This is a genomic window from Oerskovia jenensis, from assembly GCF_016907235.1.
Taxonomy (GTDB): Bacteria; Actinomycetota; Actinomycetes; order Actinomycetales; family Cellulomonadaceae; genus Oerskovia; species Oerskovia jenensis.
Genome location: NZ_JAFBBO010000001.1, coordinates 1,631,454 through 1,650,747 on the forward strand (window position 1 = coordinate 1,631,454; position 19,294 = coordinate 1,650,747).

Annotated in this window: 16 protein-coding genes; 12 read left to right on the forward strand and 4 right to left on the reverse strand. The window is 73.9% G+C overall.

Features of this window, described 5'->3' with window-relative positions:
* From JOD49_RS07340 to JOD49_RS07380, 9 genes are all read left to right on the forward strand, one after another.
* The gene (locus tag JOD49_RS07340; protein WP_307822435.1) at nucleotides 1–1,104 is read left to right on the forward strand and encodes an NAD-dependent epimerase/dehydratase family protein; all 1,104 of its coding nucleotides are present in this window, start codon (nucleotides 1–3) and stop codon (nucleotides 1,102–1,104) included.
* Nucleotides 1,104–2,258 carry a dihydrodipicolinate synthase family protein gene (locus tag JOD49_RS07345; protein ID WP_239525161.1) on the forward strand — a complete coding sequence of 385 codons (1,155 nt, stop codon included), beginning with the start codon at nucleotides 1,104–1,106 and terminating at the stop codon, nucleotides 2,256–2,258. The genes JOD49_RS07340 and JOD49_RS07345 overlap by 1 nt, the downstream gene beginning before the upstream one ends.
* Nucleotides 2,259–2,265: 7 nt before the next feature.
* Entirely contained in the window at nucleotides 2,266–3,291 is a 1,026-nt protein-coding gene (locus tag JOD49_RS07350; RefSeq protein WP_205306587.1) for a hydroxyacid dehydrogenase, read from the forward strand.
* A 196-nt stretch (nucleotides 3,292–3,487) separates the two neighbouring features.
* Entirely contained in the window at nucleotides 3,488–3,952 is a 465-nt protein-coding gene (locus JOD49_RS07355) for a tRNA (cytidine(34)-2'-O)-methyltransferase (RefSeq protein WP_239526049.1), read from the forward strand.
* 127 nt (nucleotides 3,953–4,079) lie between these two features.
* The gene (locus JOD49_RS07360) at nucleotides 4,080–4,412 is read left to right on the forward strand and encodes a hypothetical protein (protein WP_205306589.1); all 333 of its coding nucleotides are present in this window, start codon (nucleotides 4,080–4,082) and stop codon (nucleotides 4,410–4,412) included.
* A 177-nt stretch (nucleotides 4,413–4,589) separates the two neighbouring features.
* Nucleotides 4,590–5,144 (forward strand): hypothetical protein, encoded by a 555-nt coding sequence (locus tag JOD49_RS07365; protein WP_205306590.1) that lies wholly within the window; start codon nucleotides 4,590–4,592, stop codon nucleotides 5,142–5,144.
* Between the two features lie 156 nt (nucleotides 5,145–5,300).
* The gene (locus JOD49_RS07370) at nucleotides 5,301–6,041 is read left to right on the forward strand and encodes a YcnI family copper-binding membrane protein (protein ID WP_205306591.1); all 741 of its coding nucleotides are present in this window, start codon (nucleotides 5,301–5,303) and stop codon (nucleotides 6,039–6,041) included.
* An 8-nt stretch (nucleotides 6,042–6,049) separates the two neighbouring features.
* Nucleotides 6,050–7,735, forward strand: coding sequence for a copper resistance CopC/CopD family protein (locus JOD49_RS07375; protein WP_205306592.1), 1,686 nt, complete (start codon nucleotides 6,050–6,052; stop codon nucleotides 7,733–7,735).
* On the forward strand, nucleotides 7,732–8,421 hold the full coding sequence (locus tag JOD49_RS07380) for a DUF1775 domain-containing protein (protein WP_205306593.1): 690 nt from the start codon (nucleotides 7,732–7,734) through the stop codon (nucleotides 8,419–8,421). Before JOD49_RS07375 ends, JOD49_RS07380 begins: the two co-directional genes overlap by 4 nt.
* Before the next feature lie 80 nt (nucleotides 8,422–8,501).
* On the opposite strand, the gene xylB is transcribed toward JOD49_RS07380, so the two are convergent.
* Entirely contained in the window at nucleotides 8,502–9,977 is a 1,476-nt protein-coding gene (gene xylB, locus JOD49_RS07385; RefSeq protein ID WP_205306594.1) for a xylulokinase, read from the reverse strand.
* 148 nt (nucleotides 9,978–10,125) lie between these two features.
* Nucleotides 10,126–11,343 carry a xylose isomerase gene (xylA, locus tag JOD49_RS07390; RefSeq protein ID WP_138825887.1) on the reverse strand — a complete coding sequence of 406 codons (1,218 nt, stop codon included), beginning with the start codon at nucleotides 11,341–11,343 and terminating at the stop codon, nucleotides 10,126–10,128.
* Nucleotides 11,344–11,404: 61 nt separating this feature from the next.
* Between xylA and JOD49_RS07395 the strand changes: the two genes are divergently transcribed.
* Both JOD49_RS07395 and JOD49_RS07400 read left to right on the forward strand, forming a co-directional pair.
* Entirely contained in the window at nucleotides 11,405–12,712 is a 1,308-nt protein-coding gene (locus JOD49_RS07395) for an ROK family transcriptional regulator (protein WP_205306595.1), read from the forward strand.
* A 238-nt stretch (nucleotides 12,713–12,950) separates the two neighbouring features.
* Nucleotides 12,951–13,661, forward strand: coding sequence for an ABC transporter ATP-binding protein (locus JOD49_RS07400; protein WP_239526056.1), 711 nt, complete (start codon nucleotides 12,951–12,953; stop codon nucleotides 13,659–13,661).
* Between the two features lie 118 nt (nucleotides 13,662–13,779).
* Here the strand turns inward: JOD49_RS07400 and mgrA are convergent, their stop codons facing one another.
* On the reverse strand, nucleotides 13,780–14,823 hold the full coding sequence (gene mgrA, locus JOD49_RS07405) for an L-glyceraldehyde 3-phosphate reductase (protein ID WP_205306596.1): 1,044 nt from the start codon (nucleotides 14,821–14,823) through the stop codon (nucleotides 13,780–13,782).
* Between the two features lie 80 nt (nucleotides 14,824–14,903).
* Nucleotides 14,904–15,950 carry a LacI family DNA-binding transcriptional regulator gene (locus JOD49_RS07410; RefSeq protein WP_205306597.1) on the reverse strand — a complete coding sequence of 349 codons (1,047 nt, stop codon included), beginning with the start codon at nucleotides 15,948–15,950 and terminating at the stop codon, nucleotides 14,904–14,906.
* Nucleotides 15,951–16,228: 278 nt separating this feature from the next.
* Between JOD49_RS07410 and JOD49_RS07415 the strand changes: the two genes are divergently transcribed.
* Nucleotides 16,229–19,222 (forward strand): discoidin domain-containing protein, encoded by a 2,994-nt coding sequence (locus tag JOD49_RS07415; RefSeq protein WP_205306598.1) that lies wholly within the window; start codon nucleotides 16,229–16,231, stop codon nucleotides 19,220–19,222.
* Nucleotides 19,223–19,294 lie beyond the last annotated feature (72 nt).

The window sequence follows — 19,294 nt, forward strand, 5'->3', positions numbered from 1 at the left end:
GTGTCTTCGACCTCACCCAGCCCCCTGCCCGCCGCCGTCGCTCCCGCCGGTGCCTCCGCCGTCGGGCGCTCCGCCGGTCCCTCCTCGCTCGCCGAGCTCGAGGACCTGCTCACCACGCCCTCCCCCGCGCTCGTCGCGGACATGGCCGCCCGCTCGGGCGACCTGGTCGTCCTGGGAGCGGGCGGCAAGATGGGCCCGAGCCTCACGGTCCTCGCCCGGCGCGCGCTCGACGCCGCGGGCCGCACCGGTGACGCGGTCCACGCGGTCTCGCGCTGGTCGGACCCGGCCCAGGCCGACCACCTGCGCGACGCGGGCGTGCACGTCGTGACGGCGGACCTCATGACGGGCGACCCGGCCGTCCTGGCCGGCCTGCCCGACGGCGCCGACGTCGTCTACATGGTCGGCGCCAAGTTCGGCACGTCGTCGGCCCCCTCGCTCGCGTGGGCCGCGAACGCCGCGCTCGTGAGCGACGTCGCGCGCCGCTACGCGGACTCGACCATCGCCGCGTTCTCGACCGGGAACGTCTACCCGCTCGTGCCCGTGTCCTCGGGCGGCTGCTCCGAGGACGACCCGACCGGGCCCGTCGGCGAGTACGCCATGAGCTGCCTCGGGCGCGAGCGCCTGTTCCAGCACGCGGCCCTCACGCGCGGCACCAAGGTCGCGAACATCCGCCTCAACTACGCGGTCGACCTGCGCTACGGCGTGCTGTGCGACGTCGCGGCGCCGCTCCTCGCGGGCGAACCGGTCGACCTGACCACGAGCCACGTCAACGTCGTGTGGCAGGGGTACGCGAACGAGGTCGCGCTGCGCGCGCTCGGCCACGCGTCGTCCCCCGCGTTCACGGTCAACCTCACGGGCCCGGAGACCGCGTCGGTGCGTCGCCTCGCGGGGCTGCTCGGCGCGGGCCTGGGCCGCGAGGTGTCGTTCACGGGCACCGAGGCCGGCACGGCCCTGCTCAACGACGCGAGCCTGTGCCACGAGCTGTTCGGCTACCCCGACGTCTCGCTGCGCACGCTCGTCGACTGGCAGGCGCAGTGGCTCGCCGCGGGTCTGCCGACGAGCGGCAAGGCCACCAAGTTCACCGTGCGCGACGGGAAGTTCTGATGGGCTCGGTGGTCGACGCCATGAAGCCCGAGTCGCTCGCGCTCCTGCGCGCCGGCACGGTCGTCCCGGCTCAGCCGCTCGCGCTGACCGCCGACCGCCGGTTCGACGAGCGCCGGCAGCGCGCCCTGACGCGGTACTACCACGCGGCCGGGGCGGGCGGCGTGGCCGTGGGCGTGCACACGACGCAGTTCGAGATCCGCGACGTCGGGCTGTACCGGCCCGTGCTCGAGATGGCGGCCGAGGTCTCGCGCGAGACGACGGGCGGGCACGCGCCCGCGGGGTCCACGGTCACCGGCCCGCGCCCGCTCGTCCAGGTCGCCGGAGCCTCGGGACCGACGGCCCAGGCCGTGGCCGAGGCCCAGGTCGCCGCGGAGCTCGGCTACGACGCGGTGCTCCTCGCACCGCGTGTCGCGGGGCTGAGCGGCACGCGCGAGGAGGTCGAGCGCTACCTGCTCGACCGCGCGCGGGCCGTGGGCGAGGTCCTGCCCGTGATCGGCTTCTACCTCCAGGAGGCGATCGGCGGGCCGCGGCTCTCGGTCGACTTCTGGCGCGAGTTCGCCGCGATCGAGGCCGTGGTCGCGGTCAAGGCCGCGCCGTTCGACCGGTACCGGACCATCGACGTGCTGCGCGGCGTGGCCGAGTCCGGCCGCGCCGACCAGATCTCGCTCTACACGGGCAACGACGACGCGATCATCGCCGACCTGGTCTCCCAGGTCGACGTCCCGGTCGCGGGGAGCGCGAGCCCGTACACCGCACGCTTCGTGGGCGGCCTGCTCGGTCAGTGGGCCGTGTGGACGCGCGGGGCGGTCGAGACCCTGCGCCTCGCCCAGGCCGCGCGCGGCGTCGCCCCCAACGGCACGCTCACCGTGCCCGACGACGCGGCCCTGCGCCTCCTGGTCGCCCGGCAGACCGCGCTCGCCGACGCCAACGCCGCGGTGTTCGACTCCCCGAACGACTTCGCGGGCGTCATCGCCGGGGTGCACGAGGTCCTGCGACGCCAGGGACTCCTCGAAGGCATCTGGTGCCTCGACCCCGCCGAGACGCTGTCCCCCGGGCAGGCCGACGAGCTCACGCGCGTCACGGCCGCGTACCCGTGGCTCGGCGCGTCGGACGACGCGTTCATCGCCGAGCACCTCGACGCGTGGCTGGGATGATCCTGCGATGAGCCGCACCCCGAGCGTCGTCAGCGTCTCCCCCGCGCTGCGGGCCGAGTTCTTCGCGCCCGCGGCGTGGGAGACGCTCACGGCGCTGACCGACGTCGTCCTCGTCGACGACCCGGCCACGCTGGGTGCGACGCTCGATGCCCGGACGGGCGCTGCGCCGTCGGGCCCCTCGCGTGCGCAGGTGCTCGTCATCTCGTGGGGCACCCCGCGCCTCGACGCCGCGCTGCTCGACGGCCTGCCGGACCTGCGCCTCGTCGCGCACACGGGCGCGAGCGTCAAGCCCTTCGTCACGCCCGAGCTGTTCGCGCGCGGCGTGCGCGTGACGCAGGCCGGGCAGGGAATGGCGCAGTCGGTCGGCGAGGTGTCGGTCGTGTTCGCCATGGCCCTGCTCCACCAGCTCCCGCGGTTCCACCACGGCCTCGCGTCGGGTGCCTCGTGGGAGGACGCCGAGGCCGCGCCCCCGCGGTACGAGATCGCGGGCACGCGCGTCGGCGTGATCGGCGCGTCCCGGACCGGGCGCGCGGCGATCACGATGCTCCGCGCGCTCGGGGCCGAGGTCGTGGTCGCGGACCCGACGCTGTCGGCCGCGGACGCCCGGGCCCTGGGCGTCGCGCTTCTGAGCCTCGACGACCTGCTCGCGACGAGCCGCATCACCATGGTCCACGCGCCCACGCTGCCCGAGACGCACCACCTCGTCGGGGCACGCGAGCTCGCGCTCATGCCCGACGGCGCCGGGCTCGTCAACACCGCCCGGTCCTGGCTGACCGACGAGGAAGCCCTGCTGCGCGAGGTCGCGAGCGGACGGATCGACGCGGCGCTCGACGTGTTCGACGCCGAACCGCTGCCCGTCGACCACCCCTTCCGGACCTTGCCGAACGTGCTCCTCACCCCGCACCACGCGGCCGCGACGGTCCAGGGGCGGCTGCGGCAGGGTTCGATCGTGGTCGAGGAGATCGCGCGCTTCCTCGCGGGCGAACCACTGCAGCACGAGGTCGACGAGGCCGCGCTCACGCAGAGGGGCTGACCTCGCGTGTGTCAGAACGAGCGTGGTCTGGAGGTCACGCTCGTTCTGACACGTGGGGGGCAGGTGCGGTGGGAGAATCGGGACCATGCCCGACGACGTCTCCTCCTCCCCCGTGCCCGCACCGTCGCCCGGGGTCACCGGCGCAGAAGACTGGCGCCCGCACCTCGGCACCGACGCCGAGCGCCCCGCCCCGACGCTGCCCCACCTCGTGTTCTTCGAGCCGCGCATCCCCGGCAACACGGGCAACGCGATCCGGCTCGCGGCCGTGACCGGCGCGCGCCTGCACCTCGTCGAACCCCTGGGCTTCGACCTCGACGAGCCCAAGCTCCGCCGCGCGGGCCTCGACTACCACGACCTCGCCGCGATGGAGGTCCACGCCGACCTCGACGCCGCCCTGGCCTCGATGCCCGAGGCGCGCGTCTTCGCGTTCACGACCAAGGCCACGACCCGGCACACCGACGTCGAGTACCGCCCGGGCGACGTGCTGCTGTTCGGCCCCGAACCCACGGGACTGCCCGACGACGTCCTGGCCCACCCCCGGATCACCGACCACGTCAAGATCCCCATGCTGCCCGGCCGCCGGTCGCTCAACCTGACCAACAGCGCGTCGATCGCGATCTACGAGGCCTGGCGACAGACGGGGTTCGCGGGCGGCGTGTGAGGGATTCCCCGTACAGGGTGAAATGTCCATGGAAGGGTTTTCACGGATGTCCTGGCACCGGCGTCCAGGATGGACTGGACAGGTCCGGGGGACGACGACGTCCCCTCCCTCGCAGCAAAGGAGCTCCATGCGAACCACAGGAAAGCGCGCCCTGGCCGTCTCCGCCCTCGTCGCCGCAGTCGTCGCCCTCGCACCGTCCGCGAGCGCGGCGCCGGTCGACGCCGGGCCCTGCACGTTCGACCTGACCCGCACCGGGAACACGTTCCGCCTCGACGCCGGCACGTGCGACTGGGTGCACCTCGAGATCACCGCGAACGCCTGGGGCATCAACCTCTCCCGGTCGGCCTCGACGACCGACGTCACGACGTTCACGATCGAGGGGCCGGCCTGGTCCGTCACCAAGGGGCTCGCCGTCGGGCGCCTCGGCGCAGTGACCGGGCCCGTGGTCCGCGTGCTCTGACGGGCGCGTCTTCTCACCACCCGCCGACACACCGGCGGTGACGGGGCCGCCGTCCTACCGGGACGGCGGCCCCGTCGTCGTCCACGCGGCGTCGCCCGAGGTCGGCCCACCGCCGTCACCGGACGCATTCCTGGACAAGGGGTCCTCTTCTGACGCCCTGCCCGCTACAGTCGTCGCGTGCTGTCGCCGGCGGTCGGTCTGCTGCGCGGGGTTCGAGCAGGGTTGCTCGCCACCGCGGTCGTCGGGCTGTCCCTGGTCTCGCACCGCCTCGCCGGGGGTGCGGCACCGGGAGCCGTCCCGGTCGTGGTCCTCGTGATGCTCACGGCCGTGATGCTGCGCGGAGTCCTGGGCCGCCGTCTGGCGCTGCCGCTCCTCCTGGGCGTCCTCGGTCTGGGCCAGGTCGTCCTGCACTACACGTTCGAGCAGTGCGCACTCCTCGCGGCGTCCCCGGCGCCCGCGCACGCGCACGCCGCCGAGAACCCCGTGCCCATGCTCGCCGCGCACGTGCTCGCGACCCTCGTCGTCTCGGTGCTCCTGACCCATGCCGACCGGGCGCTGTGGACCCTGTGGTCGTGGCTGACCATGCGCTCGGTCCCGCGCCTCCTTCGTCGCCCCGCCTCCCAGGGGCGGGGCGTCCTCGTCCTCGCCTCGGCGTCCCCCGCCCCCGCCGCCCCCGGCCGCGGCGCGGTCATGGGCCGCGCCCCTCCCGTCCTGGTCCACGCAGCACCTTGACCTCGGTCGCGGCCCCTGCCGCGACCCGCTCCCTGCCGCCTCGACGGCCCACACGTCGTCGAGCCGTGCCCCCGCGCGTCCACCGACCGCGGGACCGCCGTGCCCGCGGCGAGAGCGACCCCTGCGTTCGACCACGGAAGGCCTGTGCCTCAGATCATGAAGCGTTCACCGAAGCTCCTCACCGTCGCCGCGGCGACGACCCTGCTCCTCGCGCTCGGCGCGAGCGGCGCGTCCGCCCACGTGTCGGTCAACCCCGACACGACCACCGCGGGCTCCTACGCCCTCCTGACGTTCGGCGTCCCGCACGGCTGCGGCGAGTCGTCGACGACGAAGGTCTCGATCCAGATCCCCGAGCCGATCACGAGCGTGACCCCCACGGTCAACCCCGGCTGGGACGTCGAGAAGGTCATGGTGACCCTCGCGACCCCGATCGACGACGGTCACGGCGGCCAGCTGACCGAGCGTGTCGGCGAGATCGTCTACACGGCGAAGTCGCCGCTGCCCGACGGGTACCGGGACGCCCTCGTCCTGTCGACCAAGCTCCCCGACGCCGTCGGCGAGACCCTCGTCTTCCCGACCGTCCAGACGTGCCAGGAGGGTGAGTCCGCCTGGGTCCAGGTCGCGGCCGAGGGCGAGGACCCGCACGACCTCGACCTCCCCGCCCCGACCCTGACGATCACCGAGGCCGAGGACGCGCACGGGGACGTCGAGACGGTCTCCGACGCGGCCGCCTCGGAGGCCGCGAGCGCCGACGGCACTGACGACACGGCCGACGCGGCGGGGTCCTCGGACGAGCCGTCGTCGCTGCCCCTCGTCCTGTCCGGGATCGCCCTCGTGCTCGGTGCGGCGGGGCTCGTCCTGGGCGGCGCCGCGTTCGCCCGCCGCCCCAAGGCCTGACGCGACCCATGAACGTCGCCCGCGTCCTGCGCGGGGTGACGACGGTCGTGGTGTCGGCCGCGGCCGGGGTGGTGCTGATGCTCGCGTCAGCCTCCCCGGCCGCGGCCCACGCCGTGATCGTCGACAGCGATCCTCGCGACGGCTCCGTCGTCGAGGACTCCCCCGCCCTGCTGACCCTCACGTTCAACGAACCCGTCCAGGTGCCGCCCGGCGGCGTCGCGCTGCTCGACGCCGCGGGGACGGCCGTCGCCGTCACGCCCACGGCGGTCGACTCCCGGGTGGAGATCGCGGTGCCCGCGGTGCTCGACGACGGTACGTACGTCGTGAGCTGGCGCGTCACGTCCGGGGACACGCACCCGGTCGCGGGCGCGTTCACGTTCTCGGTCGGAGCACCGAGCGACACCGTCGCCGCACCCCCCGAACCCTCGACGTCGGCGGCGGTCTCGACGCTGCGCCGGGCGTCCCAGGCGTTCGTCTACGTCGGGACGCTCGGGGTGGCCGGCCTCGTGGTGTTCGAGCTCCTCCTGCTCGACGCGACCCCGGGCGCCATGCCGGTGCTCCGGCGTCGGCTCGACCGCAGGCGCCGGGGGCTCGCGGTCCTCGCCGGGGCGGGGCTGCTCGTCTCGGTACCGGTCACGGCCGTGTGGCAGGCGGGCCGCGGGGTCGGAGCGCTGCTGGAGCCCGAGGTCTGGGGCGCGGCCCTGGGGTCCGAGTCGGCCCTGGCCGCGCTCCTCGGTCTGGTGGGTCTGGTCGTCGCGACCATGTTCTGCCCCCGGGCGGGCCGGGCGACGCGTCGGCGGTGGCCCGTCCCGCTCGCGCTCGGCGCCGCCGCGCTGGCCGCGACCTCGCTGACGGTCGTGGGGCACACCCGGACGTTCGGTCCGGCGTGGCTCGTGCTCGGTGCCGACGTGCTGCACGTGGCCGCGGGGTCCGTGTGGTTCGGCGGGATCCTGGGGTTGTGCCTGCTGCTGGCGCGCTCGTCGGGTGCGTCGGCCCAGCGGTCGGCGCGCACGGTCCTGCGCTTCTCGACCGTGGGCGCGTGGCTCGTCCTCGCGCTCGCCCTGAGCGGCGTCCTGCTGGGCTGGCGCATCCTCGGCTCGCTCGACGCGCTCGTGACGACCGGGTACGGCCGGACGCTCCTGGTCAAGATCGCCCTGGCGCTGAGCCTCGTGGCGATCGCGGCGTGGAACCGGTACGGGCTCGTCCCGCACGTCGCGGAGGGTCCCGAGGGGCGTCTGCGTCTGCGCCGGACGGTCGTCGCCGAGGCGTCGGTCCTGACGGTGCTGCTGGTCGTGACCGGGGTGCTCGTCTCCCAGAGCCCGGTCGAGGCGCAGACCCGGGCCCCTGTCGAGGCGCAGAGCGCCGTGCCCGCCCAGGAGTTCGACGAACCCCTCGGGTCCGGGTCGCTCCGGGCCCGGGTCACCCCGGGCGCACTGGGCATCAACTCGCTCGAGCTGACCGTGCTCGACGCCGACGGCGCCCCGCTCGACCCCGTCGCTCTCCCCGAGGTCGGGCTCACGCAGCCCGAGCTGGGCATCGGCCCCTTCACGCCCACCGTCACGCGGACGGGCCCCGGGACCTACCTGGCCTCGATCGACCTGCCGATGGCCGGGGCATGGGACGTCACGGTCGGCGTCCGCACCTCGAAGTACGAGAACCCGGTCGTCACGCTTCCCGTGGAGGTCTCCCCATGACGCGTCCCACCCGGCCGGGCACCGGCTCGGCGGTCCGCCGCGGTGCCGTCCCCGGCCACCGCACCACCCGGGCAGGCCGTCGGCACGGTGCCCGCGCCGCCGCGGCCATCGGCCTCGCCGCGCTCCTGACCGTGACGGGCGTGCAGGGAGCGGCGGCCCACGTCCTGCTGGAGACCGCGACGCCGAACGGGGACGGCACCACCACGCTCACGTTCTCGTTCGAGCACGGCTGCGACGGCGCCCCGACGACGGGCCTCGACGTGACGCTCCCCGCAGGGGTCGAGGCGGTCTCGACCGCCCAGCCGGAGGGTTGGGCCGCGGAGCAGGAGCCGGGCGTGGTCCGCTGGGAGGGGACCCCCGTCGCCGACGGCACCGCCGCCCGGTTCGAGATCGTCGCCAGCATCACGGGCACCGCCGGTCAGGCGTTCTGGTTCCCCACGACCCAGACGTGCACCGTGGGCTCGTCGGACTGGATCGACACCGACCCGTCGGGCGGGCACCCCGCGCCGAGCTTCGTCGCGACCACCGCGACGCTCGTCCCGCAAGCCCTCCCCCCGGGTTCCCCAGGTGGCCGGGAGGGCGGCTCGGCGGGCGCGAGCCTCGCGCAGACTCTCGCGGCAGTGGCGGCGGCCTCGCTCGCCGCGGCCTCCGCCGGCGCCTGGTACCTCGCCCGGCGTCGCTCCTGAGCGGCACGCCGGGCCGTGCCCACACGAGGGGCCGCCGTTCCTACCGGAACGGCGGCCCCTCGTCGCAAGCGCCCACGACCTCAGGTCAGGTCGCGCACCGCCGCGTACCGCGCACGGATCCCGGGCTCGGGGTCCGCGTCGTACCCCGTGCTCGACGACGTCTCCCACCGGGGAGCCTCCGCCTCGCCCGACAGCACCCACGCCGCCTGGCGAGCCGCGCCGTCGGCCACGTACTCGCCCGGCTCGGGGACCGTGACGGGCAGGCCGAAGACCTGCGGTGCGATGCGCCGCACCGCCTCGGACTGCGCGCCGCCCCCGATGAGCTGGAGGCGCTCGACCTGCACGCCCTGCGCGCGCAGGGCGTCGAGCCCGTCGGCCAGGCCGCACAGCATGCCCTCCACGGCGGCCCGCGCGAGGTGCGCGGGCGTCATGGTCGCGAGGCGCATGCCGTGCAGCGTGCCGCTCGCGTCTGGCCGGTTCGGCGTGCGCTCGCCCTCGAGGTAGGGGACGAGCACGAGACCGTCGGCTCCCGCCGGGGCCTGGAGCGCGAGCCGGGACAGGCCCGCGTGGTCCACGCCCAGGACCCGCGCGGTCGCGTCGAGGACGCGGCTCGCGTTGAGGGTCACCCCGAGCAGCAGGTAGTTGCCCGTGGCGTCGGCGAAGCCGTTGACGAGCCCGCTCGCGTCGGCCGTGGGGGACGCAGCGATCGCGGAGACGACGCCCGAGGTCCCGATCGAGACCGCGACGTCGCCCGCACGCATGCCGAGGCCCAGGGCCGCGGCCGCGTTGTCCCCCGCGCCGGGGCCGATCAGGGCCCCGTCCGGGACGCCCGCCCCGGCTGCCGTCCCCGCCGCCACACCACCAGACTCCCCCGGCCCGAGGACCCGGGGCAGGGCGACGTCCGAGCGTCCGAGCGCGAGCTCGAGCAGGTCGGTGCGGTAGGCACCGCGCCCGCCGTCGGCCGAGGCGTCGAAGTAGCCCGTCCCGGACGCGTCCGAGCGGTCGGTCACGAGCGCGCCGAGGTCGGGCTCGAGGCCCTCGCTCCGCGGCCCGTAGCCCGCGATGCGCCACGTCAGCCAGTCGTGCGGAAGCGCCACGGCCGCGACCCGCGCCGCGTTCTGCGGCTCGGCGTCGCGCAGCCAGCGCAGCTTGGTCACGGTGAGCGACGCGACGGGCACGGACCCGACGGCCTCGGCCCACGCCTTGGCCCCGGCGCCGGGGTCCCCGGCGCCGAGCTCACGGATCAGGTCCTGCGCGGCGCCGGCCGAGCGGGTGTCGTTCCACAGGAGCGCGGGACGGATCACCTCGCCGTCGGCGTCGAGCACGACCATGCCGTGCTGCTGGCCGCCCACGGCCAGGGCCGCGACGTCGTCGAGCCCGCCCGCGACCTCGGCCGCGGTGCGGAACGCCGCCCACCAGGCGTCGGGCGAGACCTCGGTCCCGTCGGGGTGCGAGGCCGACCCGGAGCGCACGAGCGTCCCGGTCGCGGCGTCGCGGACGACGACCTTGCACGACTGCGTCGAGGAGTCGATCCCTGCGACGAGGACGGCACTCATGCCACACCTCCACTCACCGCGGGGGCCGACGGCGGCGGGGACGGGTGGCCGGTCGTGGCGGGTCTGGCGGGCCGTGAGGTACGAGCGGCCGGGAAGACCGGCCGCTCGTTCCCGGAGCCGTCGGCCCCCGCCACCGTGACGCCCGCCATCAGCCGATCAGGTGCTTGAGCGCGAGCTGGTTGAGGCGCACGAAGCCGAAGTCACGCTCGGCCGCGGCCTCGACGTCGAACTCCTCGTAGGCCGCGCGGTCCGCGATCAGGTCGGCGACGGTCTCGCCCGCACCCAGGGTGCTCTCGCCGAGCTCGAACACGCCCGCGTGCTTGAACGCGGCCTGGACCTCGGGGTCGGCCCGGTACTCGGCGGACTTGCGCGCGAGCATCGAGTAGGTCTCCATGTTGGCCTTGGCCGAGTCCCAGACACCGACCTCGTTCTCGGTGCGCGAGGGCTTGTAGTCGAAGTGGCGGGGGCCCTCGTAGCGGGGTCCGCCGTTGGGGAAGCCGCTCTCGATGAGGTCGACCGTGAAGAACGCGGAGAGCAGGTCGCCGTGCCCGAACACGAGGTCCTGGTCGAACTTGATGGACCGCTGGCCGTTGAGGTCGATGTGGAAGAGCTTGCCGGCCCACAGGGCCTGCGCGAGCCCGTGCGTGTAGTTCAGGCCGGCCATCTGCTCGTGGCCCGTCTCGGGGTTGAGGCCCACGATGTCGCCGTGCTCGAGCTTCGCGATGAGCGCGAGGGCGTGCCCGATGGTCGGGAGGAAGATGTCGCCGCGGGGCTCGTTGGGCTTGGGCTCGAGCGCGATCTTGATGTCGTAGCCCTGGTCCTTGATGTACGCGGCGGTGAGGTCGAGGCCCTCGGCGTAGCGCTCGTGCGCGGAGTGGAGGTCCTTGGCGCCGTCGTACTCGGTGCCCTCGCGGCCGCCCCACATGACGAACGTCTTGGCGCCGAGCGAGGCCGTGAGGTCCACGTTGCGCAGCACCTTGCGCAGCGCGTAGCGGCGGACGCCGCGGTCGTTCGAGGTGAGGCCGCCGTCCTTGAAGACGGGGTGGGAGAAGAGGTTGGTCGTGACCATCTCGATGGTCAGGCCGGTCTCGTCGGCGGCCTTCTTGACCTCGCCGAGGAGCTGCTCGCGGGTCGCGTCGTCGGAGCCGAAGGGCACGACGTCGTCGTCGTGGAACGTGAAGCCCCAGGCGCCCAGGTCGGCGAGCTTGCGCACGGACTCGGCCGGGTCGAGGTGGGGGCGGCTGGCTCCGCCGAACTGGTCCTGGCCGGTCCAGCCCACGGTCCACAGGCCGAAGGAAAAGTTGATGTTCTGGTCGATCGCGTCAGCCACGACAGTCTCCTCGTCGAGATGGGCCGGCTCCGTCATCGAGCAGGCCGTCATTTGTTGTACGGATGAACTTATGCGGTCCTGTCGGTAAGGTCAAGACGTGAACCGCGACGAGTCCTCGACCGGCGTCAGGACGCCCACCCGGGCGCGCCCCACGGCCGCCCGCCAGCACACCCTGCGCGAGTACAACCTCGCCCTGGTCTCCCAGGCGCTCTTCGACGCGCCCCGCCCCCGCTCGCGTGCCGACATCGCGGCGACGACCGGACTCACGCGCGCCACGGTGTCCGTGCTCGTCGATCAGCTCATCGAGGCCCGCCTCGTGCGCGAGCTCCCACCGGTGACCCCCCTGCGCGCCGGACGCCCCGCCGTCCCCCTCACGCCCGCCGAGCGGACCATCGTCGGACTGGGCCTCGAGGTCAACGTCGACTACCTGGGCGGCACCGTCCTCGACCTCACGGGGCAGGTCGTCGCGCAGGAGGTCGTACCGGGCGACCTGCACGGCAGCGACCCGGCGGAGGTCCTCGGACGCCTGGGCACGCTCGCCCGCCGCCTCGTCGAGCAGGTCGAGGCCCAGGACATGCAGGTCGCGGGCGCGCGCCTCGCACTGCCCGGCCTGGTCGACGCCCGCGCGGGCCGCCTCCAGGTCGCCCCCAACCTCGGCTGGTCCTCGTTCCTGCCCCTGCCGCTGCTCGGCCTGCCCGACCGCCTGCCCGTCGAGATCGCCAACGAGGCCAACCTCGCGGGGCTCGCGCAGCTCGTGGCCCCGGTCCGGCCGGGCGCCCCGGTCGGGGAGCCGGGGAGCGCCGCACCCTCCGGCCCCCCGACACGGCCCGACGACGCCGCTCCCCCCGTGCCGTCGTCGTTCCTCTACGTCTCGGGCGAGGTGGGAATCGGCTCCGCGATCGTGATCGACCGCGAGCTCTTCCTCGGCAACCGGGGCTGGAGCGGCGAGATCGGGCACGTCGTGGTCGACCCGCACGGGCCGCGCTGCCTGTGCGGAGCCACCGGCTGCCTCGAGCAGTACGCGGGCAAGGACGCGATGCTGCGCGCGGCCGGCATCCCCCTGGACGCGCCGATCGAACGGTTCCTCGACGCGCTCGAGGAGGGCACGCCGTCGGCCCGCGAGGCCGCGACGTCGGCCGGGACCGCGCTGGGGCGCGCACTCGCGAACTTCGTGAACCTCGTCGACATCGAGACCGTGCTGCTGGGCGGGATCTACACCGACCTCCTGCCCTACCTGCGCGAGGCCCTGACGACCGAGCTCACGACCCGCGTGCTCGCGTCGCCCTGGACCGAGCTCGACCTGCGGCCCGCGCTCGTCGCGGGGCACGCGGCCATGATCGGCGGGGCACGCACCGTGCTGCGGGACGTGGTCGCGGCGCCGTCGGCGTGGACGACGAGCGACTGACCGGGTCACCTCGGAGCGTCGCGGGCGCGCACCGGGCGCGCCTGGCGGCGCCCCCGGTGGACGGTGTGACCCGCGACGCACCGCACACCGGGAGAACGCGGGTACCGTCGTTCGTTGGACCACCGGGGACACTCATGCCCCCGTATCGGTTGACCCACCCTCGGAAGGACCGGGCATGACGACCACCCACATCCTGCAGGCGCGCGACCTCTAGGCCGGGCACGGCGGTGAGGACGTCCTGCGCGGCGTCTCGATCGAGCTCGCGGCGGGGCAGGAGCCCGTGGGGATCGTCGGCCCGTCGGGCGTCGGGAAGTCGACGCTCATGAGCGCGCTGCTGGGCGAGGTCAAGCCGTCGAGCGGGACCGTGACGTGGGGCGGACGGACCGTGACGCGTCTCGGACGCCGCGACAAGAAGACGTTCAAGGCCGCGGTGCGGCGCGTGTCGCAGGACGGCCTGCCCGGCATCGACCCCGCGAGCACCGTGACGCACGTGCTCAAGTCCGGGCTGACCGACGCACGCAAGGGCGGGCGCCCCTCGGGGCAGTCGATCGAGGACCTGCTGGACCTCGTCGCCCTCGAGCACCGCTACGCGGACCGCCCGCTGCGCACCCTGTCGGGCGGCGAGCGTCAGCGCGTGGCCCTGGCCCGGGCGCTCGCGACCCGGCCCGACGTGCTGCTCCTCGACGAGCCGCTCACGGCGCTCGACCCGACCATGCGCGGCGAGATCGCCGGGCGGGTCAAGGAGACGGCCACGCGGCTCGGCACGGGCGTGCTCCTGGTGTCGCACGACCTCGAGCTCGTGCACCGCATGACGTCGTCCGCGCACCTCCTGGTCGACGGCGAGTTCGTCGAGTCCGGCCCGCTGCAGCAGGTCCTCGCGGAGAGCGAGCACCCCGTGGTCCGCGAGCTCGCGGAGGCCGCCCCGCTCGCGGTCCAGCGCTGGAGCTGAACGGAGCGACCTGCGCGGCGCCCTCTGCTACGTGGTCGTCGAGCCCGAGGTTCGTCAGGCGACGTGTCGTCGCGGACCGACGAACCTCGGGTCCGGCTGCCGGGTCGAGCGGGTGGGCTCAGCGCGTCGTGCCGTCGACCGCGAACGGCTCGATCGCCGCGATCTCCTCGGCCGTGAGCGCCGGTGCGTCGAGGGCGGCGACGTTGTTCTCGAGCTGCGCGACGCTGCTCGCGCCCACGAGCGCCGACGTGATGCGCTCGTCGCGCAGGACCCAGCTCAGCGCGAGCTGCGCGAGCGACTGGCCGCGCCCGGCCGCGATCTCGTTGAGCGCACGGGCGCGCTCGAGGTAGGTCTCGGAGATCGCGGTGGGCTTGAGGAAGTGCCCGACGGCGGCGCGCGAGTCCGCGGGCACCTCGCCCGAGAGGTAGCGGTCCGTGAGGAGCCCCTGCTGGAGGGGCGAGAAGACGATGGTCCCGATGCCCAGGTCCTCGACGACGTCGAGCAGGTTCTCGCCGTCGTCGTGCCCGGCCTCGGGCAGCTCGACGTGCCGGTTGAACATCGAGTAGCTGGGCTGGTGGATGAGCAGCGGGGTGCCGAGGTCGGCGAGGATCTGGGCCGCCTCGCGCGTCTGGGAGGGCGAGTAGTTGGAGACGCCGACGTACAGCGCACGCCCGCTCACGACGGCCGTGTGCAGCGCCCCCATGGTCTCCTCGAGCGGGACCGTCGGGTCGAACCGGTGCGAGTAGAAGATGTCGACGTAGTCGAGGCCCATGCGGGCGAGCGACTGGTCGAGCGAGGACAGCAGGTACTTGCGCGAGCCGCCGTCGCCGTAGGGGCCGGGCCACATGTCGTAGCCGGCCTTGCTCGAGATCACGAGCTCGTCGCGGTAGGGGCGCAGGTCGCGCGCGAGGTGGCGCCCAAAGTTCTCCTCGGCCGAGCCGTAGGGCGGGCCGTAGTTGTTCGCGAGGTCGAAGTGCGTGATCCCCAGGTCGAACGCGCGGCGCAGGATCGCGCGCTGGTTGTCGAACGGGTTGACGTCACCGAAGTTGTGCCAGAGGCCCAGCGACAGTGCAGGGAGGGCGAGTCCGCTGCGACCGGAGCGCCGGTACGTCATGGACTCGTAGCGGTCGTCGGCAGCGAGGTAGCGGGGTGCAAGAGGCATGCTGCCATTCTGCACCCGGGGTCCGGGCGGGGTCGCGGGGATTCCCCGACGGCTGGTGCGACCCCGGCCCGGCTCTCGGGTCAGGCCGAGTCGCGCACCACGAGGGTCGGGTCGAACACGACCGACCGCACCTGCCGCTCGCCCGAGATCTGGTCGACGAGCAGGCGTGCCATCTCGGCCGCCATCTCCTCGACGGGCTGCCGCACGCTGGTGAGGGCCGGGCGGCACAGCGGGGCGATCGAGCTGTCGTCGAACCCGACGACGGCGACGTCCTCGGGAACGCGCAGGCCGCGAGCCACGATCGCGTGCACGGCGCCCTGGGCCATGTAGTCGTTCGCGGCGAACACGCCGTCGAGCCCGGGGACGGTGTCCAGGAGGCGTTCCATCGCGGCCTCGCCGCCCTCGAGCGTGAACTCCCCGGGCTCGGCGGGCACGTACGCGCGACCGTGCCGGGACACCTCGTCGCGGAAACCCGCGAGGCGTTCCTCGGCGGCGTGCAGGCCGGCCGGCCCGGAGATCACGGCGAGCTCGTCGCACCCGCGCTCGACGAGGTGCCGGGCGGCCAGCCGCGCACCGTCGCGGTTGGCGACGTCGACGAAGCTGATGGGCAGCGCGGGCTCGGGGCGGGCGAACAGGACCGCGCGCTGGCCCGCCTCGACGAGCATGCCGGGCAGGGGGTCGTCGGCCTGCGCGGCGACGAGCAGCGCGCCGTCGGCGTTGCCCTGGCGCAGGTAGGACATGACCTGGGCACGCGCGTCGTCGGTCTCGGCGAGCAGGAGGACGGGGTGCAGGTCGTGAGGCCGCAGGGCGCGCACGAACGCGGCGACGATCCGCCCGAAGAACGGGTCCGCGAAGACCTGTCCCGTCATCTGGTTGCCCTCGATCTCGGGGTCGACGCCCGAGATCACGACCGCGACCGTCCCCGTGCGTCCCGTGACGAGCGAGCGCGCGGCCCGGTTGGGCACGTACCCGGTCTGGGCGACGGCCTTCTCGACGACGGCCCGCAGGTCCGGGGCGACGCGCCGCTGCTGGTTGATCACCCGGGACACCGTGGCGCGCGAGACTCCCGCCACCCGGGCGACGTCCTCGAGCGTCGGGGGCGTCGAGACTCGGCCGTCCTCACGCATGGGGCGAGGCTAGCAGCGTGGGCGCGGGTCCTGGTGCACCGCGGTGCCCGACGGCGGCGCGCGGCACGGGTGGGCGCGTCGCCGTCGGGCGTGGGTCGTGGGGTGCGGACCCCGGAACGCCGGGGGGCGAGCGCTGCGACCACTGGGAAAGCGCTCTCTTGACGAGGACCCCGCTCACCTGAATACTGACCGACATCGTGAGAGAGCGCTCTCTCACGACGTGCGTCCCGCTCGACGTAGAGCCTGGACGCGGTCGACGACGACCTAGGAGAGAACCGATGCCCTTCTCGCCCCTTCCCACCGTGCCGCCACCGGCACCCGTCCCGCCACGCGGGAGATCACGTACCCGTCGCGGCGCCGGAGCCGCCCTGGCCCTGGCCGTCGCGGCGGCAGGCCTCGCGGTCCCGCTCGTCCCCGCGGCAGCGGCCGACGGCCCCACGCTCCTGTCCCAGGGCAAGCCCGCGACGGCGTCCTCGACGCAGTCGCCCAACGGCTACCAGGCCGGCGAGGCGTTCGACGGCGACGGCGGCAGCCGCTGGTCGAGCCTGGCGGCCGACCCGCAGTGGATCCAGGTCGACCTGGGCCGGCGGGCCACGATCGACCGGGTCGAGCTCGACTGGGAGGGCGCCTACGGCAAGGGGTACCGGATCCAGACCTCCGACGACGGCACGAGCTGGACCACCCTGAGCACCGTGACGAACGGCGACGGCGGGGCGGACGTGCTCGACGTCGACGGCACCGGGCGCTACGTCCGTCTGCTCGGCGACGTCCGCGGCACGGGCTACGGCTACTCGCTGTGGGAGTTCCGCGTGTTCGGCGAGCCCGCCGGCGGACCGGTCGACCCGGTCGACCCCACGGACCCGAGCGGACCCACGGCCTGCCTGACCGACGTGACCGCGGGCGCCACCGCGACGGCCTCGTCCCAGCAGGGCGACTCGACCCCCGCCAAGGCGGTCGACCAGAACACGAGCACCCGCTGGGGCTCGGTGCTGAACACGACCACCTGGACCGGCCAGGACGACGAGTGGCTCCAGGTGGACCTGGGCGAGGCGGACGACGTCTGCGGCGTGAGCATCCTGTGGGAGGGCGCGTACGGCAAGGACTACGACGTCCAGGTCTCGACCGACGGCACCACGTGGACGACGGCCGCCCAGGCGCGCGGCCAGGACGGCGGGACCGACGTCGTCACGTTCGACACGACCTCCGCCCGGTACGTGCGGTGGCAGGGCCTGGCCCGCGGCACGACGTTCGGGTACTCGATGTACGAGTTCCGCGTGCTCGCCCCCGGCGCCTCGATCGACCCGACGACCGACCTGTTCGGCCCGAACGTCCTCGTGTTCGACCCCTCGATGCCGGACTCGGCGATCCAGCACCAGATCGACACCGTGTTCGCCCAGCAGGAGCAGGACCAGTTCGGCCCCGGCCGCTACCAGTTCCTGTTCACGCCCGGCGAGTACGACGTCGACGCCCGCATCGGCTTCTACACCTCGCTCTCGGGCGTCGGTCAGGACCCGACCGACGTGACCGTGAAGGGCGGGGACTGGGTCGACGCGCAGTGGTTCGGCGGCAACGCGACCCAGAACTTCTGGCGCTCGGCCGAGAACCTGTCGATCACCCCCGACGACGGCATGGCCCGCTGGGCCACGTCCCAGGCGGCACCGTTCCGCCGCATCCAGGTCAACGGCGGGCTCCAGCTCGACTCGTCGGCCTACGGCTGGTCCTCGGGCGGCTACATCGCCGACTCGAACGTGACCGGCGTCGTCGAGTCCTGGACGCAGCAGCAGTGGTACGCCCGCGACAGCTCGGTCGGCGAGTGGAAGGGCGGCGTCTGGAACATGGTCTACTCGGGCGTCGAAGGGACGCTGCCCACGGCCGCGACGTGGCCCACGCCCCCGGTGACGACGCTCGACACCACGGGCACCGTCCGTGAGAAGCCGTACCTCTACCTCGACGGCGACGAGTGGGCCGTGTTCGTCCCCGAGCTGCGCGAGGGCACGACCGGCACGACGTGGAAGGACGGCCACACGGCCGGCACGTCGATCCCGCTCGACGACTTCTTCGTGGCCAAGGAGGGCGACACCGCGGCCGAGATCAACGCGGCCCTGGCCGCGGGCAAGAACCTTCTCATGACCCCGGGCGTCTACCGCGTCGACCAGACGATCCAGGTCGACAGGCCCGGCACGGTCGTCCTGGGCCTGGGCTACGCGACGATCATCCCCGAGCACGGGGGCGTCGGCATGCACGTGGCCGACGAGGACGGCATCACGGTCGCGGGCATCCTGTTCGACGCCGCGGTCACCGAGTCCCCGGCGCTCTTCGTCGTCGGCGACGAGGGCGTCCACACCGACCACTCGGACGACCCGATCGTGCTCCACGACGTGTTCATGCGCGTGGGCGGGGCCGTCGCGGGCAAGGTCGACGCGGCCATGATCATCCACGCCGACGACACCATCGTCGACCACGTGTGGTCATGGCGTGGTGACCACGGCGAGGGCATCGGCTGGGACCTCAACACGTCCGACTACGGGTTCGTGGTCAACGGGGACGACGTCTCGGCGTACGGCCTGTTCGTCGAGCACTACCAGAAGTACAACACCCTGTGGAACGGCGAGCGGGGCCGGACCGTGTTCTACCAGAACGAGCTGCCGTACGACGTCCCGGACCAGGCGGCCTGGCAGAACGGCGACACCCGCGGCTGGGCCGCCTACAAGGTCGCCGACGACGTGAAGAACCACGAGGCGTGGGGCCTGGGCTCCTACTCGAACTTCACGTCCGACACCGAGGAGAACGAGATCGTCGTCGACGGCGGCTTCGAGGTCCCCCAGGTGGCCGGTGTCAAGATGCACCACCTGCTCGTCGTCTCGCTCGGCGGCGAGGGCATCTTCGACGCCGTCATCAACGGCGTCGGCCCGCGCGCCGACGGACCGGACACCATCCCGAGCTACGTCGACCTCTACGGCGGCGTCGACGTGACCCCCGCTCCGGCACTCGCCGTGCAGGCCACGGCCGTCACGCGCTGCGTGGCGGGCACGGTCCAGCTCGCGGTCACGGCGACCAACAAGGAGGGTGCCCCGGTCGACGTCGCGCTCGCGACGCCGTACGGCACCAAGTCGTTCTCCCAGGTGGCGGGCGGGCGGCTCGCGGCGCAGTCCTTCAACGCCCGGACGACGTCGGTCGCGGCGGGCAGCACCTCGGTGACCGCGACCGGCACCGTGGCCGGGAAGCCGGTCACGACCGTGGTCCCCGCGACCTTCGACGGGAGGACCTGCTGACCTCCTGACCTGCCTGTCGATCGGCCCGACCGTCCCGCGACCCTCGTCGTCGGGACGGCCGGGCCTCGGTGC